Below are 23,271 nucleotides of genomic sequence, written 5' to 3'. Positions count from 1 at the left end.
CTTTGCATATAATCCCTCATCATGTAAGTATAAGAAAAAGGACGCTCGAAAGCGTCCTTATTTATCTATTCTTTAAAATTAAAGAGCAGATTTTGCTTTAGCAACTAATGCTGCGAAAGCCACTTTGTCAAATACTGCGATATCAGCAAGGATCTTACGATCGATTTCAACAGACGCTTTTTTCAAGCCATTGATGAATTTGCTGTATGATAAACCGTTTTGACGAGCTGCCGCGTTGATACGTGCAATCCATAATTGACGGAATTGACGTTTACGTTGACGACGGTCACGGTAAGCATATTGTGCAGCTTTAACTACTGCTTGGAAAGCAACGCGATACACGCGTGAACGTGCACCATAATAACCTTTAGCAGCCTTAAGAACTTTCTTATGGCGTGCTCTTGCAATAACACCACGTTTTACACGAGCCATTATTAAATCTCCTACTATTTAAGCGTAAATTAACGCTTTGACATTATTAAACTAAAAATTAACTAATCGTACGTTGTACTTAATTTACGCTTATGCGTATGGTAAGCACGCTACTACTAAAACTTGGTCTGCTTTCGCTACCATTGATTTGTGACGTAAGTGACGTTTACGTTTAGTTGTTTTCTTAGTCAAAATGTGACGTAAGTGAGATTGTTTACGTTTGAAACCGCCAGAAGCCGTTTTTTTGAAACGCTTCGCAGCACCACGTACTGTTTTAATTTTAGGCATTGTTAAAATAACTCCGCATTGTTTATGAATAACCAGTAATTAGGCGAATATTGTTGCCAATATTACTTGGAAGCACTAATTACATCTCAAGGTAATGGACTATTTCTTTTTAGGCGCTAGTACCATTACAACTTGGCGACCTTCGAGTTTGCCTGGGGCAGACTCTACTACGGCAATTTCCGCTAAATCGTTTTTAACACGTTCTAGCACGTCCATACCAATTTCTTGGTGAGCCATTTCACGTCCACGGAAGCGAACCGTGATTTTGGCTTTGTCGCCATCTTCCAAAAAGCGAATCAGGCTGCGTAGTTTTACCTGATAGTCGCCTTCGTCTGTACCTGGACGGAATTTAATTTCCTTCACTTGTACAACTTTCTGTTTTTTCTTCTGCTCTTTTGCAGCTTTCTCTTTCTCGTAGATGAACTTACCGTAGTTCATAATACGGCAAACTGGTGGTTCAGCATTTGGGCTAATTTCAACTAAGTCTAACTCAGCTTCGTCAGCTTTCGCTAATGCTTCTTGAATTGATACGATACCAAGTTGGTCGCCGTTTTGATCGGTTAAGCGAACTTCTTTCACGCGGATTTCTTCGTTAAGACGATGTGCGCGATTTGTCTGAACACGTTTTACAGGTTTAATAGTACTATTCCTCTAGTAAGTTTAAGCTACGATCATACCGCTTGCAGAAGATATGATTTCTTTTTATAGGCTCTAAAGAGAGCAAAACGGGCGAGATTCTACAGAAATTCGTCTGATTATGCAACAGACAAAATCATTTCATTACATTCTCAGCAAAATTGTTGATATTCCATTATAATAAGCACTATCTTAATTACTTAAACCAATAACAATAATGAAAATTCTCGGTATTGAAACTTCTTGTGATGAAACTGGCGTGGCAATTTATGATGAAGCCAAGGGATTAGTCGCAAACCAACTTTATAGCCAAATCGAAATGCACGCTGACTACGGTGGCGTTGTGCCAGAGCTAGCTTCTCGTGATCATATCCGTAAAACATTGCCACTTATTCAAGAAGCATTAAAAGAAGCTAATCTCACCGCTTCGGATATTGATGGCGTTGCTTATACGGCAGGCCCAGGACTTGTTGGGGCGTTATTGGTCGGCTCAACCATTGCACGATCTTTAGCTTATGCGTGGAACGTTCCAGCTTTAGGGGTTCACCATATGGAAGGGCATTTGCTCGCACCAATGTTAGAAGAAAACGCCCCTGAGTTTCCTTTTGTCGCCTTACTTGTTTCGGGGGGACACACTCAGCTAGTCGATGTAAAAAATGTGGGTGAATATGAATTGTTGGGGGAATCTATTGATGATGCTGCGGGGGAAGCCTTTGATAAAACTGCAAAATTGCTCGGTTTAGATTACCCAGGGGGGGCAGCGTTAGCTAAACTTGCTGAAACTGGCACGCCAAATCGTTTTACCTTTCCACGTCCAATGACGGACCGCCCAGGCTTAGATTTCAGCTTTTCGGGCTTGAAAACCTTTGCGGCAAATACGATTAATGCGAATTTGAATGAGAAAGGCGAATTAGATCAACAGACCCGTTGCGATATTGCCTATGCGTTCCAACAAGCAGTGATTGAAACATTGATTATCAAATGCCGTAGAGCGTTGCAACAAACGGGCTATAAACGTTTAGTGATCGCAGGCGGTGTGAGTGCAAATAAACAACTTCGTCACGATTTATCCGAATTAATGAAGCAGATCGGCGGTGAAGTCTTTTACCCTCGCCCACAATTTTGTACCGATAATGGTGCAATGATTGCCTATGCAGGTTTCTTGCGTTTAAAAAATGGCGAACAGACGGATTTATCCGTGAGTGTCAAACCACGTTGGCCGATGGTTGAACTTTGTCCCATCGATGTATAGTAGACAAAGTATTATAAAGGGTAGATTAAGATATTGTAATATAAGGCTTTGAGCCACTTTTTTGAATTATCAGGACTATTCAAAGTATCTCGAAAGCCCCTAAAATAGCATTAAATCCACTACTATCACGTTATTTAAATATTATTGTGGATACGACCTTCTTTGATCGTGAACTTGGTATTTTAGTCCTGATGGATTTACTTTCTAAAAAAATGGTTTGCCATTGAGTTATCAAAACATAAAAAGATGTTTATTACAGGATAGCGTTCAATTTTGTCTATTATGCCTTTATTGATTCGATCTAGAAAAAGCCGCCGCTTCTGCGATTAACGCATCACTTGGACGAATCCCCGTATAAAGCACAAATTGCTCAACTGCTTGTAATGTCATCACTTCTGCACCAGAAATCACCTGTTTGCCTTGAGCTTTCGCATACTGAATCAAAGGTGTTTCGGCTGGCATTGCCACCACATCAAAAGCCGTTTGAGCCTGTTGAATCATCATTTCGGGGAAGGCTAAGTCAAACTCTTCTTTTCCGCCCTTCATACCAATCGGAGTGACATTGACTAAAATGTCCGCCTGTTGATTTTCAAGACTATTGATATATTGATAGCCGTAAAGTTCTGCGAGATATTTTCCTGTGTCTTGATTACGAGCATAGACTTTCAAATTCGTAAAACCTGAATGTTTAAATGCTGCAACAACGGCTTTTGCCATACCGCCACTGCCTTGCACAATCACACAAGCGGTTGGATCGAGCTGATATTTTGCAATTAATTTCTCAATCGCAATATAGTCGGTGTTATAGGCTTTCAAATAGCCATTGGTATTGACAATCGTATTGACCGATTCAATCGCTTTTGCAGATGCATCAATTTCATCTAAAAACGGCATACAGGCTTCCTTAAACGGCATAGAAACCGCACACCCCCGAATACCTAAGGCTCTCACGCCCTTAACAGCGTGTTCAATATCTTTGGTGGTAAATGCTTTATAAACAAAGTTTAAACCGAGTTTTTGATAAAGATAATTATGGAAATAAGTGCCGGTGTTGCCTGGTCTGCCCGATAGGGACATACAAAGTTGAGTATCTTTATTGATCATAAATTTGCCTTATTGAATAGAATAATAAGTGCCATTATGCTGTTTTAGATGTAAAACAACAAGGAAGTCGTGAAAAAACAAAAGCCCTGGGTTTCCCCAAGGCTTTCTTTTTGCATTAACGCATAAGCGAAAATTATTCGCCAAGACGCTCTTTGATACGTGCAGATTTACCTGAACGCTCACGTAAGTAGTAAAGTTTCGCTTTACGTACCGCACCTTTACGTTTAACAGCAATGCTGTCAATTACAGGTGAGTGAGTTTGGAATACACGCTCAACGCCTACGCCGTTTGAAACTTTGCGTAAGGTGAATGCTGAGTGCAAGCCACGGTTACGAATTGCAATAACCACGCCTTCGAACGCTTGCAAACGTTTTTTACTACCTTCTACTACCCATACCTTAACTTCTAATGTGTCACCTGGACGGAAGCTAGGTACGTTTTGTTTTAACTGTTCTTGTTCGATTTGTTTGATGATGTTACTCATTAAAAACATATATTTTTAGAAATTTAAACATATCTAAAGAGTATTGCATTTATCCCTATAAAGAATAATCATAATTGAAAATAAAATCCCAATTAAAACACCAACAAAATTGATTGTAATAACACCATAAATTTCACTCAAATGACCAATAAGAATTAACCCTAACGCACTGACTATTCTAACTATACTATTAAGTAACATATCATACTTCGCTCTAAAACGTGATAATAATTGGTGATGTAGAATAGCATCTATTTTTATTAATGTATGACGTATTGAAAATAATGACAAGCAAATTCCGAATGAATATAAAATAAAACTCTGAATTAGCTCACCGAACAAACATAAAAATACACTACCCATAAACAAAAATGGCATAAAATTCAATATTTTTGTTTTATTAGTTTCAATTAACTTGCCTGCTAATGATTGAGCGATTAACATAAAGAATAATAAAACCCCTAATAAAAACTCATATTCTTTAATAAGATCAAAATTATAAACAACGACCTGCCAATACTGAATAATAATCTGAAAATAGAGACTCAATATAACAAAAACAACCACCTCAAAGCGATATTTCTTGAATTTTTTATTCAAAATAGCAAAATCTAGCTTACTGATATATCGCTTTTTTTTTGCTAAACTTCGCTTGCATTTAGGTAAAAATCGCCAAGAAAGGAATAGAATGATTAACATAATAAACGAAGCTAGTCCAAAAACATATCCATTGATTATGCTATAAATCATGCCACCTAGAAGAGAAAAGATAGCCATAACGAAAAAATCATATTTTCCTAATTTACCAAATGCTTCTGATAAATTTCCATTAGGCTTATCAACAATATATTGTTCAACAAGATAAGCATTAGAGTTATTTTGAAAAATTGCTAAAGAAATAGCATTAAAAATTTCAGCAAGTAAAAAGATTTCAAAGCTTTGTATAATCCCTGCAATATAAAAAAGCAATAGCCATACAACAGCCAAAAATATTGCTATCAAATATAATTTTTTTCGTTCAACCCTATCAGAAACAATACCTATGACAAACCCCAAAAATAGAATAATAATCGCCTGTAGACTTTTAATAAGACCAATTTGGTATAAACTGATATTTGAAATTAGCATATATACGGTAGATGAAGCTCCAATAAGCATTCGAGCAGATGATGTACTTACATAACTAGCAATAATTTTTTCATAGTTATTCATAAACATCTCCCCCACAAAATTGACAATTTTTATTCTTAACAAGATCAATTTTTTCTAATTGGAAATCTTTATTATGTATACCTATTACCGCATTTAAACTAGTTATAGCATCGTAGTCTTCTGCAAAGAGCTTTATCATTTCTGAACCAAGCATAGCCCCTGAAAAGAAATTATTTACTACCGTGGAAGGAGCTTTCATATTAGCTTTTAAGTCATTTACTTTCTCATTTTTTATATTGTTTTCTAAATAAATAGATTTGTCGCAACATAAACAACAACTATTAGGTAATTTAGGTATATAAAACGGACCAATTACAGAAATATCATTTAAGTATCCTACATTAATCAAGGGTATCTTTTTAATACAACAGTATTCATTAATTAATTCGACACAATAATCATCATCTGCTGAGCAAATAACTAAATCAATATTATCTAGGTCATAAATTATTTTTTTATCCAATTTTTCTTTGATTACAAAAATATCACAATCATTTCTTAACTTACTAAGCTCTCGTTTTATTACATCTACTTTATAGCTATGAACATCTTTTTCTCTAAATAGAAATTGCCTATTTAGGTTAGATCTCTCTACAACATCATCATCAATAACAGTTATTTTTTTCACGCCAATTACACTAGAAAAATAAGAAACTATATTTCCAATCCCCCCAGCTCCAATAACTAGAATATGGCTGTTTGATATTTTATCCTGAACTTTTTTAATATCATAACCTAGCACGCTATAATATAAATGGTTTCTACTATACTGATCTTGGAAATCTATATGATAATGAGCGATAAAATTATTTGTTAATGCTATGGACAATACCTCTTCTGAAATATTGTTCTTTTTCATAAAATCACGTATCTCATAGAGTTCTTTTTCACTTATACAGAAATGACACAAATCAAGCATTCCTTGAAAAAATATTTCATCCGATACTATTTTCTGAATGCTTCCTATGCCAATAACAAATTCATCGTTATTAAAAAAATCTAAATACGTGTGGTTTGTAGTTTTATATTTCATATTTATCTCCTACTATTTAAGAAAGGGCTATTTAATAGCCCTCTTTTATATTAAAAAATTAGTTTACACGACGTCCACGCATAGTAGCCTCCCTATTAGTTTATAGATTAAATTTCATACCACATCTAGGTGGCACAAAAATACTATAGCACTAAAGATAAATTATCAATACTTTTTTTTATTACTATAATAACTTTTTCTTATTTATTGTGAATTAGAGTACTAACAAATAGATAGCTTTCTTAAAAACTATCAAAACAAAAGCCTTGGGTTTCCCCAAGGCTTTCTTTTTGCATTAACGCATAAGCGAAAATTATTCGCCAAGACGCTCTTTGATACGTGCAGATTTACCTGAACGCTCACGTAAGTAGTAAAGTTTCGCTTTACGTACCGCACCTTTACGTTTAACAGCAATGCTGTCAATTACAGGTGAGTGAGTTTGGAATACACGCTCAACGCCTACGCCGTTTGAAACTTTGCGTAAGGTGAATGCTGAGTGCAAGCCACGGTTACGAATTGCAATAACCACGCCTTCGAACGCTTGCAAACGTTTTTTACTACCTTCTACTACCCATACCTTAACTTCTAATGTGTCACCTGGACGGAAGCTAGGTACGTTTTGTTTTAACTGTTCTTGTTCGATTTGTTTGATGATGTTACTCATTTTAATAAACCTTCTATGTCCTAGAATTAACTGATTTGTGTCGTTTCTTTATGTTATTCAACAACACGCGTTGTTCGTCAGTCAGAGCTAGGCTATCCAATAGCTCAGGGCGTCTTAACCACGTTCGTTCTAGCGACTGTTCTAATCGCCATTTGCGAATTTGCTCGTGGTGACCCGACATCAGCACTTGCGGTACAGGTAAACCATCTAATACTTCAGGGCGAGTATAATGCGGACAATCCAATAAACCTTCTGCGAAAGAGTCTTCCAATGCTGAAGCCTGTTTGCCTAATACCCCAGGGATAAATCGTGCAACAGCGTCAATTAACGTCATTGCAGGAAGTTCCCCCCCTGTGAGAACGTAATCACCGATTGACCATTCTTCATCTATTTCAGTTTGGATTAATCGCTCGTCAATGCCTTCATAACGCCCACAAACCAAAATCAATTTTTGATTTATCGCCAGAGTTTGTACACCAGCTTGATCGAGTTTACGCCCTTGCGGAGAGAGATAAATCACTTTAGCTTCTACACCGTCTTCCTTACAAGCGGTTGCTTTTGCTTCACGAATTGCATCACGAAGCGGTTGCACCATCATCAACATACCTGGCCCACCACCATAAGGGCGGTCGTCTACCGTTTTATGTTTGTCGTGTGTGAAATCTCGGGGATTCCAACACTGCACTTGTAAGAGATTTTGTTTTACTGCTCTACCTGTTACCCCAAAATCAGTAATTGCTTTAAACATTTCGGGGAAAAGGGAAATAATACCAATCCACATATTTTGACCTACGAAATGCGACTGCTAAAGCTCACTGCATACCTGAGGTTAGAAACCAGCGTCCCAATCCACTGTAATTGTTTTAGTGGCGAGATCTACTCTTTTAACTACTTGTTCATATAAGAACGGGATTAAACGTTCTTGCTTACCGAAAGCATCTTTACTGCCAGCTTTTACCACCAACACATCATTTGAACCTGTTTCCATCATTTCGGTCACAGTTCCCATTGCATAACCTTCAAGGTTTAGCACTTGGCAACCGATCAAATCGTGCCAATAATAATCCCCTTCTTCCAATTCTGGAAACACGGCTAAATCCACACCGATCTCGGCGTTGGTTAATAGCTGTGCGGTTTCGCGGTCTTCTGTGCCTTTTAATTTCACAATCAAATCATTGTTGTGATAACGCCAACTTTCGAGTTCAACTTGTTGCCATTGCCCTTTAATTTTTAAGAACCACGGCTGATAATCGAAAATGCTTTCAGGATATTCTGTCGATGAATAAAGGCGTAGCCAGCCACGGATACCATAGGTTGAACCTAATTTTCCGACAACTTCAATTTTTTGCTCGCTCATATTCACCTACTTATTTAATTTGTGGAATTAAGCTGCTTGACGCGCTTCTTTCACTAATACTGCAACACGATCAGAAAGTGATGCACCTTTAGCAACCCAAGCATCTACTTTAGCAACGTCTAAACGTAAACGTTCTGCGTTACCAGTTGCGATAGGGTTGAAGAAACCGATACGCTCGACGAAACGACCGTCGCGTGGGCTACGGCTGTCAGCGACAACGATTTGATAGAATGGGCGTTTTTTAGCTCCGCCACGAGATAAACGAATGGTTACCATAACCGTCCTCTAAAAGTTTAATGATAGTAAAAAAGAAAACCCTCGTTCGAGGTGAGGGTGCGAAACTTGTTCAAAAAAGAGAGAACAAGCGGCCAGATTATACGGATTTTTTGTAAAAAGGCAAGGGAAAAACCCTTGTTTTATGTTTACAACTCTAGAAGAAAATGCAAAACAAAAACCTATTCTCACGACAATTATTTTCATTCTGTGATAGGAATGATGGATATGAACTTATCACTTTCAACCTATAATAAAGAATTAGATATTTTGAATCAGTGTCGTAAATAATCCTATCTTGTTATCTTAAACGTTATTTAAAAAGTAGCTTAGTTATAAAACTAAGCTACTTTCTCAAATACTCAACCCTCACATTTAAACTCGCTAATAAAATCGCAATAAGCGGAATTACATAATTCATTACGGCGTAGGGGGCATATTCAAATGCACTAACTTGTAGCATAGAGAATGCATAAATACCGCAAGTATTCCACGGCACTAATACGGAAGTCACTGTACCGCCATCTTCAATTGCACGAGATAGATTTTTTGAACTTAAGCCTTTTTCACGGTAAGCATTTGCGTACATCCGTCCAGGAAGCAGAATAGAAATATATTGTTCAGCGGCAGTGCAATTAGTCAAAATAGAGGAAAGAACAGTAGCAATAATAAGATGGGTTGTTTTGTGGGCAATACGAAGAATAGTTTCAACAATGGACTTCAGCATTCCCGTTCTCTCCGCAATACCGCCAAATGCCATTGCAATAATGGTCAGTGAGATGGTGAACCCCATTGCTTCAATGCCCCCTCGATTGAATAATGAGTCAATCATTGCATTGCCACTTTCTATTTTATAGCCATAATGTAGCGTGTTCACCGCGACTTTTATCTCGCCACCTTGTACCACAATATGACAAAGCCAGCCAAACAAAATCCCGATAGTTAAAGCGGGGAGTGTAGGCACTTTTTTTGCAACTAAAACAGCAACAACGAGTGGCACAGTTAATAGCCACGGTGAAATAACAAAGTGCGTTTTAATGGCTTGCATAATTTCGGCAATTTTTTCGAGTTCGACACTTTGAGCATTGAACTGTAAACCGAGATAAGCATAAACAAGAAGAGCAATAAGGAACGCTGGGAGGGTAGTGATATACATATAGCGAATATGTTCAAAAAGCGGCGTGTGCGTAATGCCTGCGGCGAGATTGGTGGTATCTGAAAGCGGGGACATCTTATCGCCAAAATACGCCCCCGAAATGACCGCACCTGCAACCATCGGAGCGGGGATATTGAGACTTAGCCCAATACCCATTGCCGCAACACCGATAGTTCCCATTGTGGACCACGAACTGCCAATCGCAAGGGTCACTACCGCACAGATAAGGCAAATTGTCACTAAAAATAGAGAAGGCGAGATGAGTTGCAATCCATAGTAGATCATCGTGGCAACAATCCCTCCACCAATCCACGCACCTATCGTTAAACCAATCATAATGATGATAACGATAGCTGGCAGAGAAATACGAATCCCTTGATATATCCCTTGTTCTATCGTATGCCAGCGATACCCAAAACAGCGAGCAACGATAGCCGCGATAATTGTGCTAATCAGTAAAGGAATATGGGGAGATGATTCAAATTGAATGACAGCAATTCCCATTGATACCATCATCACAATGATAGGTAAACAGGCATAGCCAAATGGAATGTGAATTTGTGGTTCGGTTGTGTGTGACATAACTTCCTCAAACAAGCGGTAAGAAATACAGAGTAATTTGCTTTTCGGTAGCTTTCACTAATAGGAAATTTTCATCGAAGCGATGAGAGATTAATTTACAAGGGGAAATTCGACAGAGAGGGGAGTTGTGGATTTATTCGGGAGCTATTCTAACATATTTGATTAATATTTCATTATATAAAATAAAAAATACCTGTATCTCGTTTTAGATACAGGTATTTTTTACATCTCAACTTAACGCTTATTTACGTTGAGTTACCACTTGAATGAACGGAGTTTGTCCTTTTTTCATCTGTTCATTCGCTTGTTTAACCATCTCTTCTACATTGGTATGTAAATGAGCGGTAACTTTGGTGTTTGCTTTTTTCTCTGGAACCAAGCGTGCTTTCACTGTCTTACCGTTTACAACAAGGTTATTTTGTTTTGCATTCACATTAACTGGTGTGTTTGTCGTTTCACGTTTAATGTCTGCGTTTAACTTCACATCAGCTTTCACACCTGCAATAGAACCGTTATTCCAGTCTTGAGCTAGATTGTTGTTCCATTTTTGTTCTGGGTAAGGAGTATATTTACCGCTGCCACTTGCTAAAACCGCACGACATAACCGCAACCCCAAAAGCGAGATAATTTCTTATTCTCGCTTTTTCATTTAATGAAATAATATTACACTTTTGCCCACCCCAGCCGTCCACACCTCCCCAGTCTAAATACACCGCACTCAGTTGTTTTTACTCAAACTAAACTTGCCATGCAGGGCTAACAGAGTAATCCTGTCGTCACTTAAGCAAAACAGGAGAGCCTAAAATGACAACCTTCAAAATGAGAACTGAGCAAGAAATGATGTTAGAGTTAGCCTTAGTTGCGGTAAGAGAAGAACAACGTTTTACCATTGACGGATCGCAATATACCTTACCAAATGGACGGGGACAAACCTTTGTGTATAACCTTGCATTCTTAGATATTCGTTTTATTGAAGATGGTCGCGACCCTATCCCAAATTCTGTGTAAACACCCATTTCAACTTAACGGTGATCGTCTAGGCGATCACCAAAATCAATCATAAATCGATTCATCGCCAGTTTCCAGTTCTGAATCGGCATTGTCCATTTTTTTGATGCATCTTTAATCGCAAGCCAAATCACTTTGAAAACTGAATCATCCGTCGGGAATACATTTCGTTTTTTAATCACGCGACGAATCACGCTATTAAGCGATTCCACGGCATTCGTGGTATAAATCGCTTTACGAATATCAGCCGGATAATCAAAAAATGTGGCAATATTTGCCCAGTTATCTTCCCAGCCTTTCGCCACAAGCGGGTATTTTGCCTGCCATTTTTGCGAAAGTGCGGTCAGATTTTCGCGAGCCTGTGCTTCCGTCGGGGCTTGATAAACCTGCTTTAAATCTGCGGTGACGGCTTTGTAATCTTTCCACGAAACGAATTTCAAGCTGTTACGCACTAAATGCACAATGCAAAGCTGAATCTTCGTTTTAGGATAGACTGCATTGATGGCTTCCGGGAAGCCTTTTAAACCTCGATTTTGAAGCTCTGTCAGCACATTCGCCCAGAACTTCACACCTTCATTTTCAGCAATCCAATCACGGTCACGAGGCGTCTCAATTTCTATCTCACCTTCATCACAAATGACGGTCTTAGATGTGTAACCGTTACGTGCATTTTTACCTTTTCTAGGCTGATGTTTTTCATAACCAAGATGGTCGGTCAGTTCATCATTTAACGCAGCCTCGACGGTGATTTTCTTGAGCATCCGTGAAAATTGATTGAGGTCTTCCGGTGTTTTTAGATTTTTGGCAAATTCCGCTTCCAAGGCGTGAAGTTGTTTTTCGTTCATAATAAAATACCTGTGTCTGAATGTATTATCTCAGAAACAGGTATTTACACAAATTGTGGGAGAGGCTCCAAGTGGACAAAACAGTTGCTAATGTTTATTTTCTTTAAATGTTAGCAACTCTTTTTATTTAAAAAAATCCTGTATAAACAATATCTGACGATTTTTCGTTAATCCATTATGATTATTTAATTTTCGTTTAAGTTCACTAAATAGCCCCTCTGAGCGATTTGTCGTCTTTTCTATATTTAATTCAGAATGTTTTTCATAGATAAAAATAAAATCCATATAACGCTTTAAACTGGCACAAGCACTTCTTATATTGCGATGTTTATAAGGAAAATAGCCTTTTTCATTCGCTTTATCACTCCTTTCTTTTAAAAAATCTTGATGTTTTATAAACCAAGAATGTAATCGCCGATAAAATTCATTTTTTGAGCTTTTTGTGAGTGTTTTTGCAATTATTTTTAATTCTTTACCCGCTTGTGATTGATGTTTTTTTCTTAATTTCCTCATCACAATTGCCACCACATGAAATTGACACATCTGTACTGGTGTATTAAATAAATAAATCTTGGGGCTGTCCTAGATAACCAACTTAAACTGCCCTTAACCAATTGTTTTAAAATGGAAATTTGAGATTTTAAGTTACTGTGATTGATACGAAAATGATTAAACTCACTCACATCAAGAACATCATAGCTTCGATAAAAATCGGTGTAAACAATGCGGTCAGGCTTCACCTTTTCTCGAATAATCGGTAAAAGTGTCGCAGATTGAGTATTCGGTACAACGACAGTATATACCTTACCATCACGCTTTAAAAGCCCGAATACAGCGGTTTTACCCACAGCTCCACGACCTCGTTTACCTTTGCGAGTGGCCGCCAAAATAGCTTTCATCGGCTTCAATTTCACCTTCAAACATCTCCATATGTGGACTGTTTTGATAGATAAGCAATCGCAGACGATAGAAGTAATAGGCTGCTGTTATTTTATTTACATTTACCAACTCAGCTGTTGTTCGAGCAGTGACACCTGCCACAAACAGCTCAATGAGTTTATTTTGTTTATGCTGACTTAGACGACTTTTTCTCATTTGGTTATTTTAACTTAAAATAGAGCTTTTAGTCGTTATCTAGGACAGCCCCAAAATTATTGCATTGACACTTAAACAGAGCGCTAAAAAAGACTTCTATTTACGATTACATCATTGGTATTTAAAACATAAAGCGTTTTTAGAAGAATGGTCAGATAAACCGAATGAAAAGGGCTATCATCCCTATAAACATCGGAATGTAAGAAGTGCTTATCATAGTTTTAAACGTTATATGGATTATCTATTTACCTATGAAAAGCATGGCGATTTAAATATCGAAAAAACGACAAATAGGCTCGAAAACTTATTTGGGCAACCAAAGGAAAAATTATCGCATCATACAGGATTAATGAAAAAACACAAGATCATGTTTATAAAGGATTTTTTAAATAAAAAGAGTTGCTAAGAATAATTAAAAATATTCATTAGCAACCACTTTGTCTACTATGCCGGAAAAATATTAGCCTGCTTTTGAGATAATATTAAAGAATATTCTCAAACTTCGCTAACATCTCTTTCGGCCATACGCTTGATTGCACTTCACCGATATGTTTTTTACGCAATAAGAACATTGCCATACGAGATTGACCGATACCGCCACCGATTGAAAGTGGTAAACGTCCTGCTAATAAATCTTTGTGCCAGTCCATTTCTAAACGGTCTTCGTCGCCTGTTAATGCCACTTGTAAGCGTAGTGCGGTTTCATCAACACGGATACCCATTGATGATAATTCAAATGCCGTACCAAGTTGTTCGTTCCAAACTAAGATGTCGCCGTTTAAGCCTTTATATTCGCCTTCCGATACCGTTGTCCAGTCGTCGTAGTCTGGAGCACGTCCGTCGTGCGCTTTGCCGTCTGATAATTTGCCACCGATGCCGATTAGGAATACCGCTCCGTATTCTTTACAAATCGCATTTTCACGCTCTTTGCTGGTTAATGTTGGGCAGCGTTTCACTAAATCTTCGCTGTGAACAAAGGTAATCTCTTTTGGTAATACAGATGGAATATCAAAACGTGCTTCAACGGCTAATTCGGTTAAACGAATTGCACGGTAGATTGAGCGAACAGTCTGTTTTAGGTAGTCGAAATTGCGTTTTCCTGCTGGGATCACTTTTTCCCAGTCCCATTGATCCACATAAACAGAGTGTGTTGGATCGAGTGAGTCTTCATCTGGGCGTAACGCTTTCATATGGACGAATAAGCCTTCGCCTTCTTGGAAACCAAAACGTGCAAGGGTGTGGCGTTTCCATTTAGCGAGTGAGTGAACTACTTCATAAACTGCACCTGGGATACATTTTACGTTCACTTGTACCGCTTTTTCGATACCTGATAAGTTATCCTGCATACCGTTGCCTACTTCACTTAAAATTGGGCCTTGTACTTCAATAATACCTAACTGTTCGATGAGGTTTTGGGTAAAGGTGTTCTTAACAAAGCTGATTTCTTGTTGTTGAAGAATAAATGATTTTTGCATAATAAATTTCCTTTTGAATAAATTCTGTAAGAGATGTGCGTAATTTAAATTAATTCTTGATAAACGCAATAACTTACATAAAAAAATCAAACAAAGTTAATCTATATTAGATATTATTTAATAATTTATGCTATATTTTAGTTAATTTCTAACAAAAGATAGAAAAGGAACAGAAAATGCATAAAAACTATCAGGCAACATCGCAGATTGACTTACTGGATCAACAAATTCTGCAAGTTTTGACCCAAGATGCTCGAGTTCCCTATGCTGAAATGGCAAAAAATTTTGGGGTGAGTGCAGGGACAATTCACGTTCGTGTTGAAAAAATGCGTCAAGCAGGAATTATTGAAGGCACTAAAGTACGCATTAATCCGCGTAAACTGGGCTATGATGTCTGCTGTTTTATTGGGATTATTCTAAAAAGTGCGAAGGATTATGAAAAGGTGATTGCAAAGTTGCAGGAGTTTGATGAAGTGGTTGAAGCCTATTACACCACGGGGGATTACTCTATTTTTATTAAAGTAATGACCCATACCATTCAAGAATTGCACTATGTTTTAGCTACTAAAATTCAGGGCATTGATGAAATTCAATCAACAGACACCCTAATTTCAATGCAAAACCCAATTTTGAGAGAAATTAAACCTCAAGCAAACGTTTCCAGTTGATCTTGTTCACATTTTTGAACATTGGTTTGCAAAAAAGATCGCAATTCTGATCGCTTGATTGGTAGAATGAAGCGGTTAGATTACTCGAATTTTTCTCAAAAGGAGTCAATTATGTCAGAGGTATTTCATCTTGGCTTAACCAAAGCAATGTTAAAAGGGGCAAAAGTTGCTATCGTTCCTGGCGATCCAGCTCGTAGTGAGCGTATTGCAGCAAAAATGGATAATCCAGAGTTTTTAGCTTCAACTCGTGAATTTACATCGTGGTTAGGTTATGTAGGCGGTCAGCCAATTGTGGTTTGCTCAACAGGTATTGGCGGACCATCGGTTTCTATCTGTGTTGAAGAGCTTGCTCAATTAGGCGTGCGTACTTTCTTGCGTATTGGTACAACAGGGGCAATCCAACCGCATATTAATGTAGGTGATGTGTTGGTAACGACAGGTGCAGTACGTTTAGACGGGGCAAGTCGCCATTTTGCACCATTAGAATATCCTGCGGTGGCTGATTTCCGTTGTACGAATGAGCTTTATGCGGCAGCGAAAAATCAAGGTATCGATCCTTATGTTGGTATTACCGCATCATCTGATACCTTCTACCCAGGTCAAGAGCGTTACGATACATTCACAGGCAAAATCTACCGCCATTTCCAAGGTTCATTGAAACAGTGGCAAGAATTAAATGTGATGAACTTTGAAATGGAGTCTGCGACACTCTTCACTATGTGTTCTGCATCAGGCTTACGTTCAGGAATGGTTGCGGGTGTAATCGTAAACCGTACTCAACAAGAGATCCCAAACGAAGCAACCATTAAAGGCACTGAAGATCGTGCGGTTTCCGTGGTGGTAGAAGCAGCAGGTAAGTTGGCTCAAGATTATAAATAAAATGTTGATGAGGCAGTGTGAATATCTCAGACTGCCTCAGTTTTTATAAGGGATTCGGGTTAGTCTATCTCTTTTCTTGTTTTTATATCAATAAACCATTGATCTTTTCCCAAGTTTTAGCTTTAATGCTTGCCCAATTTTGATTTTTCTAAATAAAAGTGTAAATAGAGGCAATTATGGCAGAAAGTTTTAGCGTAACACGTCGTTTTTTCGACGATAAAAATTATCCTCGTGGTTTCTCTCGTCACGGTGATTACACCATTCGTGAATCGCAAACCTTAGAGCAATTTGGTCAAGCCTGCTTAGCATTAGAAAACGGTGAACGTGAACCTGCTACAGCGGAAGAAAAACAGTTCGTAGCCGTTGTTAAAGGTGAAAAAGTTGCAGAAACTTTCTTAGAAAAAACGTGGCTTAAATACCGTGATTTAACCAGCAAAACCAAACGCATTTACACCCTTTCAGGCGATGTAAGTGGCGATCTTGGTGGCGATGATTCAGCAGAATAATATGTGGGAAGGCTTGAAAAAGCCTTTTCTTTTTCTTTATTGATAAATTCAAATGACCTTACCAATTCATCAATATCCAGCGTTACTTGCAAAAAAAGCAGAGAATCTCACCGCTTTACTTGCACCTTTTAATGCACCTGAACTTGACGTTTTTGCCTCTGACACAAGCCATTTTCGCTTGCGTGCAGAATTTCGTGTTTGGCATGATAATGGTGATCTCTATCACATTATGTTCGATCAGGCGACTAAGCAACGCTACCGTGTCGATCAATTTCCGATTGCAAGCCAACTGATTAATCGAATGATGACGGTGTTGCTGGCTGAAATCAAAGACAATGAGCTACTTACACGTAAGCTGTTTCAGATTGACTATTTAAGTACATTAAGTGGGCAAATCGCCGTTTCAATGCTTTATCATAAATCGCTGACAGAAGAATGGATAGAGCAAGCGAAGTTACTTAAACAACGGTTGATCGGCTATGGCTTTGATGTCCAGTTAATCGGGCGTGCGACGAAGCAAAAAATTGCATTAGATTGTGATTATGTAGAAGAAGCCTTGAATGTTGATGGGCAAATTTACCGCTATCGCCAAGTAGAAAACAGCTTTACGCAGCCCAATGGCAAAATGAACATCAAAATGTTGGAATGGGCGAGAGCTTGTACGGCAAATAGTAAGGGTGATTTATTAGAACTCTATTGTGGCAATGGTAATTTTTCAATTGCGTTAGCAAATCAATTTCGTAAGGTATTAGCGACTGAGATTTCAAAATCATCGGTAGAATCTGCCCAATATAATATTGCAGTAAACGGCGTAGATAACTTGCAAATTATCCGAATGTCTGCGGAAGAATTTACGGAAGCGATGAATGGCGTTCGGGCCTTTTACCGCTTACGTGGTATTGATTTGAAACAATATGATTGCAATACCATTTTTGTTGATCCGCCACGAGTAGGGCTTGATCAAGCCACATTAGAAATGGTGCAGGGCTATGAAAGAATCCTCTATATCTCTTGCAATCCACATACGTTAGCTGACAATTTAAAACAATTAACTCAAACTCACCGCATTGAACGCTGTGCATTGTTCGACCAATTCCCTTACACCGAGCATATTGAAAGTGGGGTTTGGTTAATTCGTAACAACCAAGTAGGCGAAAAATAGAACATTTGACGGTTTTGCATCATTTTATGCTTGACCTAGTTCAGAGTTATCTATATCATTTCGCCTGTTTTCAGCGGAGGAATGGCAGAGCGGTTGAATGCACCGGTCTTGAAAACCGGCGAGGGTTAACGCCCTCCGTGAGTTCGAATCTCACTTCCTCCGCCACTGAATATACAACCTGTTGGTAAGTAATTACCAGCAGGTTTTCTCTCTCAAGAGCAAATCAAAATAGCATCAACTCGGAGGAATGGCAGAGCGGTTGAATGCACCGGTCTTGAAAACCGGCGAGGGTTAATGCCCTCCGTGAGTTCGAATCTCACTTCCTCCGCCAACTAAACATAGAAAATATGAATAATCTAAGCTGAACGGGATTTTCTTAGTTTTTAGTTACAATTTATTCTCGCTGTAGATCTCAAATAATCTTTGGGTAATTATGTTCATAAGTCGGTCTACATCAGGACTATTATCATTATTTTCAAGAGTCCTTGCTCTAAATCAGATATCCAATATTATTAAATAGGTTTGACTTCTATTGAGTTCTATTTTAGAATGAGTTAGTCCTTTCGTCTGTGAAAGGCTTTTTTATTGTTTTAATCTTAACTGGAGCTTTATTAATGGCAACTATCAACCAGCTAGTACGCAAACCGCGTGTGAAAAAGGTTGTAAAAAGCAACGTTCCTGCATTAGAGGCTTGCCCGCAGAAACGTGGTGTGTGTACTCGTGTATACACTACAACTCCTAAAAAACCAAACTCAGCGTTACGTAAAGTATGTCGTATCCGCTTAACAAACGGTTTTGAAGTAACTTCTTATATCGGTGGTGAAGGTCACAACCTTCAAGAGCACAGTGTTGTGTTAATCCGTGGTGGTCGTGTTAAAGACTTACCGGGTGTGCGTTATCACACTGTACGTGGTGCACTTGACTGTGCAGGCGTTAAAGACCGTAAACAAGGTCGTTCTAAATACGGCGTTAAACGTCCTAAGTCTTAATGGTTCTCCGTTAAGTAAGGCCAAACGTCTAATTAGTCAAACTATTTAAACCATAAACTCCAGTCAATGCGACTTTGTCGCCATAGAGTTTTGGATAATCCTGAAGATTTATAATACGGAGAAATTGCAATGCCACGTCGTCGTAGTATTGAACCTCGCAAGATTCTTCCAGATCCGAAGTTCGGTTCAGAATTACTTGCAAAATTCATCAACGTTTTAATGGTTGATGGTAAAAAATCTATCGCAGAATCAATCGTTTATAATGCGTTAGAAACATTAGCTCAACGCTCTGGTAAAGATGCGTTAGAAGCATTCGAAATCGCACTTGAAAATGTGCGTCCAACAGTTGAGGTTAAATCTCGTCGTGTTGGTGGTTCTACTTACCAAGTACCAGTAGAAGTTCGTCCAACTCGTCGTAATGCATTAGCAATGCGTTGGATTGTTGAAGCTGCGCGTAAACGTGGCGATAAATCAATGGCAATGCGTTTAGCTAACGAACTTTCAGATGCAGCAGACAACAAAGGCTCAGCAGTGAAAAAACGTGAAGATGTTCACCGTATGGCTGAAGCTAACAAAGCGTTTGCTCACTATCGTTGGTAATAAGCTTTTGATGTTTGTAGGCTTCATCTCAAAATTTGTGATGAAGCCTATTACTATATGAACAAATTCACATTAGATTCCAAATAAGGTAATAATAATGGCTCGTACAACTCCCATTGAGCGCTATCGTAATATCGGTATCAGTGCTCACATCGACGCAGGTAAAACAACTACCTCTGAGCGTATCCTTTTCTATACAGGTGTAAGTCACAAAATCGGTGAAGTTCACGATGGTGCAGCAACAATGGACTGGATGGAACAAGAACAAGAACGTGGTATCACGATCACATCTGCTGCAACAACAGCATTCTGGTCAGGTATGTCACAACAATACCCACAACACCGTATCAACGTTATCGATACTCCGGGACACGTGGACTTCACAATCGAAGTAGAACGTTCAATGCGTGTACTTGATGGTGCGGTAATGGTTTACTGTGCGGTAGGTGGCGTTCAACCACAGTCTGAAACAGTATGGCGTCAAGCTAACAAATATAAAGTACCACGTATTGCGTTCGTAAACAAAATGGACCGTACAGGTGCAAACTTCTTACGTGTTGTTGAGCAAATCAAAACACGTTTAGGTGGTAACTCTGTTCCTCTTCAACTTCCTATCGGTTCTGAAGAAAACTTCAAAGGTGTAGTTGATTTAATCAAAATGAAAGCAATCAACTGGAACGAAGCTGACCAAGGTATGACATTCACATATGAAGATATCCCAGCAGATATGGTAGAAGCGTGTGAAGAATGGCGTAACAACCTTGTTGAAGCAGCAGCTGAAGCATCGGAAGAGTTAATGGAAAAATTCTTCTCAGGCGAAGAATTAACAGAAGAAGAGATCAAAACTGCATTACGTCAGCGCGTATTAGCGGGTGAAGTAATCCCTGTTTGCTGTGGCTCTGCATTCAAAAACAAAGGTGTTCAAGCAATGCTTGATGCGGTAATCGATTACTTACCGGCACCAACTGATATCCCAGCGATCAAAGGTATCAACGAAGATGAAACTGAAGGTGAGCGTCACGCAAGCGATGATGAGCCATTTGCTTCATTAGCATTCAAAATTGCAACTGACCCATTCGTAGGTAACTTAACCTTCTTCCGTGTGTACTCAGGTGTAATTAACTCTGGCGATACAGTTTATAACTCTGTAAAACAAAAACGTGAACGTTTCGGTCGTATCGTACAGATGCACGCAAACAAACGTGAAGAGATCAAAGAAGTTCGTGCGGGCGATATCGCTGCGGCAATCGGCTTAAAAGATGTTGGTACAGGTGATACATTATGTGCACAAGATGCACCAATCATCCTTGAGCGTATGGAATTCCCAGAGCCAGTAATCTCTGTTGCGGTAGAGCCAAAAACTAAAGCTGACCAAGAGAAAATGGGCTTAGCGTTAGGTCGTTTAGCACAAGAAGACCCTTCATTCCGTGTTCACACAGATGAAGAGTCAGGCGAAACCATCATTTCAGGTATGGGTGAGTTACACTTAGATATCATCGTTGACCGTATGAAACGTGAATTCAAAGTGGAAGCAAACATCGGTAAACCACAAGTATCTTACCGTGAAACTATCCGTACTCGTGTTAATGATGTTGAAGGTAAACACGCAAAACAATCAGGTGGTCGTGGTCAATATGGTCACGTTGTTATCGACTTATATCCATTAGATCCAGAAGGTCCAGGATATGAGTTCGTGAACGAAATCAAAGGTGGTGTAATCCCTGGTGAATATATCCCTGCGGTTGATAAAGGTATCCAAGAACAACTTAAATCTGGTCCATTAGCGGGCTACCCAGTAGTGGATTTAGGTGTACGTTTACACTTCGGTTCATACCACGATGTTGACTCATCAGAATTAGCGTTCAAATTAGCAGCGTCATTAGCATTCAAAGCAGCGTTTGCTAAAGCAAACCCAGTTCTACTTGAGCCAATCATGAAAGTTGAAGTGGAAACTCCACCAGATTATGTGGGTGACGTTATCGGTGACTTAAGCCGTCGTCGTGCTATGGTAAACGGTCAAGAAGCGAACGAGTTTGTCGTTAAAATCAATGCTGAAGTTCCACTTTCAGAAATGTTTGGTTATGCAACAGACTTACGTTCACAAACTCAAGGTCGTGCATCATACTCAATGGAACCGTTAAAATATGCTGAAGCTCCAACAAGTGTTGCGGCAGCAGTTATCGAAGCGCGTAAAAAATAATTTTTAACTTACAAACTCCGTAGCACATATCGTGCTACGGGATTTCATCAACAAAGGAAACTTTACAATGGCTAAAGAACAATTTAATCGTGGCGATAAAGTCCACGTAAACGTAGGTACAATCGGTCACGTTGACCACGGTAAAACAACCTTAACAGCAGCAATCACAACCGTTCTTGCGAAAAAATTCGGTGGTGCTGCGCGTGCGTTTGATCAAATCGACAACGCACCAGAAGAGAAAGCGCGTGGTATTACCATCAATACTTCACACGTTGAGTACAACACAGAATCACGTCACTATGCACACGTTGACTGCCCAGGACACGCGGACTATGTTAAAAATATGATTACTGGTGCGGCACAAATGGACGGCGCAATCTTAGTAGTTGCAGCAACAGATGGTCCAATGCCACAAACTCGTGAGCACATCTTATTAGGTCGCCAAGTAGGTGTTCCATACATCATCGTATTCTTAAACAAATGCGACATGGTTGACGATGAAGAGTTATTAGAATTAGTTGAGATGGAAGTTCGTGAACTTCTTTCACAATATGACTTCCCAGGTGATGACACACCAATCGTGCGTGGTTCAGCGTTACAAGCGTTAAACGGCGTGCCCGAGTGGGAAGAGAAAATTCTTGAATTAGCAAATCACTTAGACAACTACATTCCAGAGCCAGAGCGTGCGATTGATAAACCATTCTTATTACCAATCGAAGACGTATTCTCAATTTCAGGTCGTGGTACAGTAGTAACAGGTCGTGTTGAGCGTGGTATCATTAAAGCAGGTGAAGAGGTTGAAATCGTTGGTATCAAGGATACAACTAAAACAACTGTAACTGGTGTTGAGATGTTCCGTAAATTATTAGACGAAGGTCGTGCGGGTGAGAACGTAGGTGCATTATTACGCGGTACCAAACGTGAAGAAATCGAACGTGGTCAAGTATTAGCTAAACCAGGTTCTATCACTCCACACACAGACTTCGAATCAGAAGTTTACGTATTATCAAAAGAAGAAGGTGGTCGTCATACTCCATTCTTCAAAGGCTATCGTCCACAGTTCTACTTCCGTACAACTGACGTAACGGGTACTATCGAATTACCAGAAGGTGTTGAGATGGTAATGCCAGGCGACAACATCAAAATGACAGTAAGCTTAATTCACCCAATCGCAATGGACGAAGGTTTACGTTTCGCTATCCGTGAAGGTGGTCGTACAGTAGGTGCGGGTGTTGTTGCGAAAATCATCAAATAATCTGTTTTTAGTTTAAGAAGATTAGATTGTTATCTTAAGGGCTGGATGCGATATTTAATCGTATTCAGCCCTTTTATTTGGTGTAATAGACAAAATAGTTGCTGATTCGTCAAAAA

The 23,271-nt window shown here is 39.0% G+C and carries 27 protein-coding genes, 2 tRNA genes and 1 pseudogene; 13 read left to right on the top strand and 17 right to left on the bottom strand.

What is annotated here, in order from left to right:
* Positions 1 to 78: 78 nt before the first annotated feature.
* The 3 genes from rplT to infC all read right to left on the bottom strand — a co-directional run bounded on the left by rplT (position 79) and on the right by infC (position 1,299).
* Positions 79 to 432, bottom strand: a complete 354-nt coding sequence (gene rplT / locus J1G47_RS01445; protein ID WP_005714486.1) for a 50S ribosomal protein L20 — start codon at positions 430 to 432, stop codon at positions 79 to 81.
* Positions 433 to 522: 90 nt separating this feature from the next.
* Complete coding sequence (gene rpmI, locus J1G47_RS01440) at positions 523 to 720, bottom strand: 50S ribosomal protein L35 (protein WP_005596065.1); 198 nt, start codon at positions 718 to 720, stop codon at positions 523 to 525.
* A 99-nt stretch (positions 721 to 819) separates the two neighbouring features.
* Positions 820 to 1,299 carry a translation initiation factor IF-3 gene (gene infC, locus J1G47_RS01435; protein ID WP_005714487.1) on the bottom strand — a complete coding sequence of 160 codons (480 nt, stop codon included), beginning with the start codon at positions 1,297 to 1,299 and terminating at the stop codon, positions 820 to 822.
* 274 nt (positions 1,300 to 1,573) lie between these two features.
* Between infC and tsaD the strand changes: the two genes are divergently transcribed.
* Positions 1,574 to 2,608 (top strand): tRNA (adenosine(37)-N6)-threonylcarbamoyltransferase complex transferase subunit TsaD, encoded by a 1,035-nt coding sequence (tsaD, locus tag J1G47_RS01430; protein ID WP_005714489.1) that lies wholly within the window; start codon positions 1,574 to 1,576, stop codon positions 2,606 to 2,608.
* A gap of 288 nt (positions 2,609 to 2,896) precedes the next feature.
* Here the strand turns inward: tsaD and J1G47_RS01425 are convergent, their stop codons facing one another.
* From J1G47_RS01425 to J1G47_RS01380, 10 genes are all read right to left on the bottom strand, one after another.
* On the bottom strand, positions 2,897 to 3,712 hold the full coding sequence (locus tag J1G47_RS01425; RefSeq protein ID WP_016528453.1) for a shikimate 5-dehydrogenase: 816 nt from the start codon (positions 3,710 to 3,712) through the stop codon (positions 2,897 to 2,899).
* A gap of 133 nt (positions 3,713 to 3,845) precedes the next feature.
* On the bottom strand, positions 3,846 to 4,196 hold the full coding sequence (gene rplS / locus J1G47_RS01420; protein WP_005715236.1) for a 50S ribosomal protein L19: 351 nt from the start codon (positions 4,194 to 4,196) through the stop codon (positions 3,846 to 3,848).
* 33 nt (positions 4,197 to 4,229) lie between these two features.
* The gene (locus J1G47_RS01415; RefSeq protein ID WP_005714715.1) at positions 4,230 to 5,408 is read right to left on the bottom strand and encodes an MFS transporter; all 1,179 of its coding nucleotides are present in this window, start codon (positions 5,406 to 5,408) and stop codon (positions 4,230 to 4,232) included.
* A complete protein-coding gene (locus J1G47_RS01410; RefSeq protein ID WP_005714716.1) occupies positions 5,401 to 6,441 on the bottom strand; it encodes a HesA/MoeB/ThiF family protein in 1,041 nt (346 codons plus the stop codon). Before J1G47_RS01410 ends, J1G47_RS01415 begins: the two co-directional genes overlap by 8 nt.
* Positions 6,442 to 6,754: 313 nt before the next feature.
* On the bottom strand, positions 6,755 to 7,105 hold the full coding sequence (gene rplS / locus J1G47_RS01405) for a 50S ribosomal protein L19 (RefSeq protein WP_005715236.1): 351 nt from the start codon (positions 7,103 to 7,105) through the stop codon (positions 6,755 to 6,757).
* Positions 7,106 to 7,118: 13 nt separating this feature from the next.
* Positions 7,119 to 7,886, bottom strand: coding sequence for a tRNA (guanosine(37)-N1)-methyltransferase TrmD (trmD, locus tag J1G47_RS01400; RefSeq protein WP_005714600.1), 768 nt, complete (start codon positions 7,884 to 7,886; stop codon positions 7,119 to 7,121).
* 48 nt (positions 7,887 to 7,934) lie between these two features.
* Positions 7,935 to 8,462 carry a ribosome maturation factor RimM gene (rimM, locus tag J1G47_RS01395; RefSeq protein WP_005714604.1) on the bottom strand — a complete coding sequence of 176 codons (528 nt, stop codon included), beginning with the start codon at positions 8,460 to 8,462 and terminating at the stop codon, positions 7,935 to 7,937.
* Between the two features lie 27 nt (positions 8,463 to 8,489).
* On the bottom strand, positions 8,490 to 8,738 hold the full coding sequence (rpsP, locus tag J1G47_RS01390) for a 30S ribosomal protein S16 (RefSeq protein ID WP_021111941.1): 249 nt from the start codon (positions 8,736 to 8,738) through the stop codon (positions 8,490 to 8,492).
* A gap of 343 nt (positions 8,739 to 9,081) precedes the next feature.
* Complete coding sequence (gene nhaC / locus J1G47_RS01385; protein WP_160435314.1) at positions 9,082 to 10,473, bottom strand: Na+/H+ antiporter NhaC; 1,392 nt, start codon at positions 10,471 to 10,473, stop codon at positions 9,082 to 9,084.
* Between the two features lie 241 nt (positions 10,474 to 10,714).
* Complete coding sequence (locus J1G47_RS01380) at positions 10,715 to 11,083, bottom strand: hypothetical protein (RefSeq protein WP_131321226.1); 369 nt, start codon at positions 11,081 to 11,083, stop codon at positions 10,715 to 10,717.
* 194 nt (positions 11,084 to 11,277) lie between these two features.
* Between J1G47_RS01380 and J1G47_RS01375 the strand changes: the two genes are divergently transcribed.
* Positions 11,278 to 11,481 carry a hypothetical protein gene (locus tag J1G47_RS01375; RefSeq protein WP_010787204.1) on the top strand — a complete coding sequence of 68 codons (204 nt, stop codon included), beginning with the start codon at positions 11,278 to 11,280 and terminating at the stop codon, positions 11,479 to 11,481.
* Positions 11,482 to 11,495: 14 nt separating this feature from the next.
* Here J1G47_RS01375 and J1G47_RS01370 read toward each other — a convergent pair whose 3' ends face one another.
* The 3 genes and pseudogenes from J1G47_RS01370 to J1G47_RS01360 all read right to left on the bottom strand — a co-directional run.
* Positions 11,496 to 12,326 carry an IS256 family transposase gene (locus J1G47_RS01370; RefSeq protein ID WP_207326702.1) on the bottom strand — a complete coding sequence of 277 codons (831 nt, stop codon included), beginning with the start codon at positions 12,324 to 12,326 and terminating at the stop codon, positions 11,496 to 11,498.
* Positions 12,327 to 12,449: 123 nt separating this feature from the next.
* On the bottom strand, positions 12,450 to 12,839 hold the full coding sequence (locus J1G47_RS01365) for a hypothetical protein (protein ID WP_457769182.1): 390 nt from the start codon (positions 12,837 to 12,839) through the stop codon (positions 12,450 to 12,452).
* 134 nt (positions 12,840 to 12,973) lie between these two features.
* Positions 12,974 to 13,421 (bottom strand): annotated as a pseudogene (locus J1G47_RS01360) (IS1595 family transposase); the annotation flags it as partial.
* A 64-nt stretch (positions 13,422 to 13,485) separates the two neighbouring features.
* On the opposite strand from J1G47_RS01360, the gene J1G47_RS01355 reads away from it, so the two are divergent.
* A complete protein-coding gene (locus J1G47_RS01355) occupies positions 13,486 to 13,827 on the top strand; it encodes a hypothetical protein (RefSeq protein ID WP_404857268.1) in 342 nt (113 codons plus the stop codon).
* A gap of 76 nt (positions 13,828 to 13,903) precedes the next feature.
* Here the strand turns inward: J1G47_RS01355 and asnA are convergent, their stop codons facing one another.
* A complete protein-coding gene (gene asnA / locus J1G47_RS01350) occupies positions 13,904 to 14,896 on the bottom strand; it encodes an aspartate--ammonia ligase (RefSeq protein WP_160416452.1) in 993 nt (330 codons plus the stop codon).
* Positions 14,897 to 15,072: 176 nt separating this feature from the next.
* Here asnA and asnC point away from each other — a divergent pair, with 176 nt between their 5' ends.
* The 10 genes from asnC to tuf all read left to right on the top strand — a co-directional run bounded on the left by asnC (position 15,073) and on the right by tuf (position 23,155).
* On the top strand, positions 15,073 to 15,564 hold the full coding sequence (asnC, locus tag J1G47_RS01345) for a transcriptional regulator AsnC (protein WP_005714238.1): 492 nt from the start codon (positions 15,073 to 15,075) through the stop codon (positions 15,562 to 15,564).
* Between the two features lie 111 nt (positions 15,565 to 15,675).
* Positions 15,676 to 16,443, top strand: a complete 768-nt coding sequence (gene udp, locus J1G47_RS01340) for a uridine phosphorylase (protein ID WP_160416451.1) — start codon at positions 15,676 to 15,678, stop codon at positions 16,441 to 16,443.
* 176 nt (positions 16,444 to 16,619) lie between these two features.
* Complete coding sequence (locus J1G47_RS01335) at positions 16,620 to 16,949, top strand: DUF413 domain-containing protein (RefSeq protein ID WP_005714242.1); 330 nt, start codon at positions 16,620 to 16,622, stop codon at positions 16,947 to 16,949.
* Positions 16,950 to 17,001: 52 nt separating this feature from the next.
* Entirely contained in the window at positions 17,002 to 18,111 is a 1,110-nt protein-coding gene (gene trmA / locus J1G47_RS01330) for a tRNA (uridine(54)-C5)-methyltransferase TrmA (protein ID WP_016528570.1), read from the top strand.
* Between the two features lie 75 nt (positions 18,112 to 18,186).
* Positions 18,187 to 18,276 (top strand) — tRNA-Ser (locus J1G47_RS01325).
* Between the two features lie 76 nt (positions 18,277 to 18,352).
* Positions 18,353 to 18,442, top strand: a tRNA-Ser gene (locus J1G47_RS01320).
* Positions 18,443 to 18,725: 283 nt separating this feature from the next.
* Positions 18,726 to 19,100, top strand: a complete 375-nt coding sequence (gene rpsL, locus J1G47_RS01315) for a 30S ribosomal protein S12 (protein ID WP_005708967.1) — start codon at positions 18,726 to 18,728, stop codon at positions 19,098 to 19,100.
* Positions 19,101 to 19,229: 129 nt separating this feature from the next.
* Entirely contained in the window at positions 19,230 to 19,700 is a 471-nt protein-coding gene (gene rpsG, locus J1G47_RS01310; RefSeq protein ID WP_015940004.1) for a 30S ribosomal protein S7, read from the top strand.
* Positions 19,701 to 19,797: 97 nt separating this feature from the next.
* Positions 19,798 to 21,900, top strand: a complete 2,103-nt coding sequence (gene fusA / locus J1G47_RS01305) for an elongation factor G (protein WP_207326701.1) — start codon at positions 19,798 to 19,800, stop codon at positions 21,898 to 21,900.
* 67 nt (positions 21,901 to 21,967) lie between these two features.
* On the top strand, positions 21,968 to 23,155 hold the full coding sequence (gene tuf, locus J1G47_RS01300; RefSeq protein ID WP_015939681.1) for an elongation factor Tu: 1,188 nt from the start codon (positions 21,968 to 21,970) through the stop codon (positions 23,153 to 23,155).
* The last annotated feature ends 116 nt before the right edge of the window (positions 23,156 to 23,271 follow it).

The sequence above is a fragment of the Glaesserella parasuis genome (assembly GCF_017352235.1).
Lineage (GTDB): Bacteria > Pseudomonadota > Gammaproteobacteria > Enterobacterales > Pasteurellaceae > Glaesserella > Glaesserella parasuis.
Note: the sequence above shows the minus strand (reverse complement) of the source record. Positions and strands in the feature narration are given on the sequence as shown.

Bases quoted from the DNA above. Each gene is read 5' to 3' on its own strand.
- trmA (WP_016528570.1), top strand. From the start codon at position 17,002: ATGACCTTACCAATTCATCAATATCCAGCGTTACTTGCAAAAAAAGCA.
- rplS (WP_005715236.1), bottom strand. From the start codon at position 7,105: ATGAGTAACATCATCAAACAAATCGAACAAGAACAGTTAAAACAAAAC.
- tuf (WP_015939681.1), top strand. From the start codon at position 21,968: ATGGCTAAAGAACAATTTAATCGTGGCGATAAAGTCCACGTAAACGTA.
- trmD (WP_005714600.1), bottom strand. From the start codon at position 7,886: ATGTGGATTGGTATTATTTCCCTTTTCCCCGAAATGTTTAAAGCAATT.
- J1G47_RS01375 (WP_010787204.1), top strand. From the start codon at position 11,278: ATGACAACCTTCAAAATGAGAACTGAGCAAGAAATGATGTTAGAGTTA.
- J1G47_RS01415 (WP_005714715.1), bottom strand. From the start codon at position 5,408: ATGAATAACTATGAAAAAATTATTGCTAGTTATGTAAGTACATCATCT.
- rpsP (WP_021111941.1), bottom strand. From the start codon at position 8,738: ATGGTAACCATTCGTTTATCTCGTGGCGGAGCTAAAAAACGCCCATTC.
- rpsG (WP_015940004.1), top strand. From the start codon at position 19,230: ATGCCACGTCGTCGTAGTATTGAACCTCGCAAGATTCTTCCAGATCCG.
- J1G47_RS01335 (WP_005714242.1), top strand. From the start codon at position 16,620: ATGGCAGAAAGTTTTAGCGTAACACGTCGTTTTTTCGACGATAAAAAT.
- J1G47_RS01425 (WP_016528453.1), bottom strand. From the start codon at position 3,712: ATGATCAATAAAGATACTCAACTTTGTATGTCCCTATCGGGCAGACCA.
- nhaC (WP_160435314.1), bottom strand. From the start codon at position 10,473: ATGTCACACACAACCGAACCACAAATTCACATTCCATTTGGCTATGCC.
- asnC (WP_005714238.1), top strand. From the start codon at position 15,073: ATGCATAAAAACTATCAGGCAACATCGCAGATTGACTTACTGGATCAA.
- J1G47_RS01410 (WP_005714716.1), bottom strand. From the start codon at position 6,441: ATGAAATATAAAACTACAAACCACACGTATTTAGATTTTTTTAATAAC.
- rplS (WP_005715236.1), bottom strand. From the start codon at position 4,196: ATGAGTAACATCATCAAACAAATCGAACAAGAACAGTTAAAACAAAAC.
- rpmI (WP_005596065.1), bottom strand. From the start codon at position 720: ATGCCTAAAATTAAAACAGTACGTGGTGCTGCGAAGCGTTTCAAAAAA.
- tsaD (WP_005714489.1), top strand. From the start codon at position 1,574: ATGAAAATTCTCGGTATTGAAACTTCTTGTGATGAAACTGGCGTGGCA.
- asnA (WP_160416452.1), bottom strand. From the start codon at position 14,896: ATGCAAAAATCATTTATTCTTCAACAACAAGAAATCAGCTTTGTTAAG.
- rpsL (WP_005708967.1), top strand. From the start codon at position 18,726: ATGGCAACTATCAACCAGCTAGTACGCAAACCGCGTGTGAAAAAGGTT.
- J1G47_RS01365 (WP_457769182.1), bottom strand. From the start codon at position 12,839: ATGAGGAAATTAAGAAAAAAACATCAATCACAAGCGGGTAAAGAATTA.
- rplT (WP_005714486.1), bottom strand. From the start codon at position 432: ATGGCTCGTGTAAAACGTGGTGTTATTGCAAGAGCACGCCATAAGAAA.
- rimM (WP_005714604.1), bottom strand. From the start codon at position 8,462: ATGAGCGAGCAAAAAATTGAAGTTGTCGGAAAATTAGGTTCAACCTAT.
- udp (WP_160416451.1), top strand. From the start codon at position 15,676: ATGTCAGAGGTATTTCATCTTGGCTTAACCAAAGCAATGTTAAAAGGG.
- fusA (WP_207326701.1), top strand. From the start codon at position 19,798: ATGGCTCGTACAACTCCCATTGAGCGCTATCGTAATATCGGTATCAGT.
- J1G47_RS01370 (WP_207326702.1), bottom strand. From the start codon at position 12,326: ATGAACGAAAAACAACTTCACGCCTTGGAAGCGGAATTTGCCAAAAAT.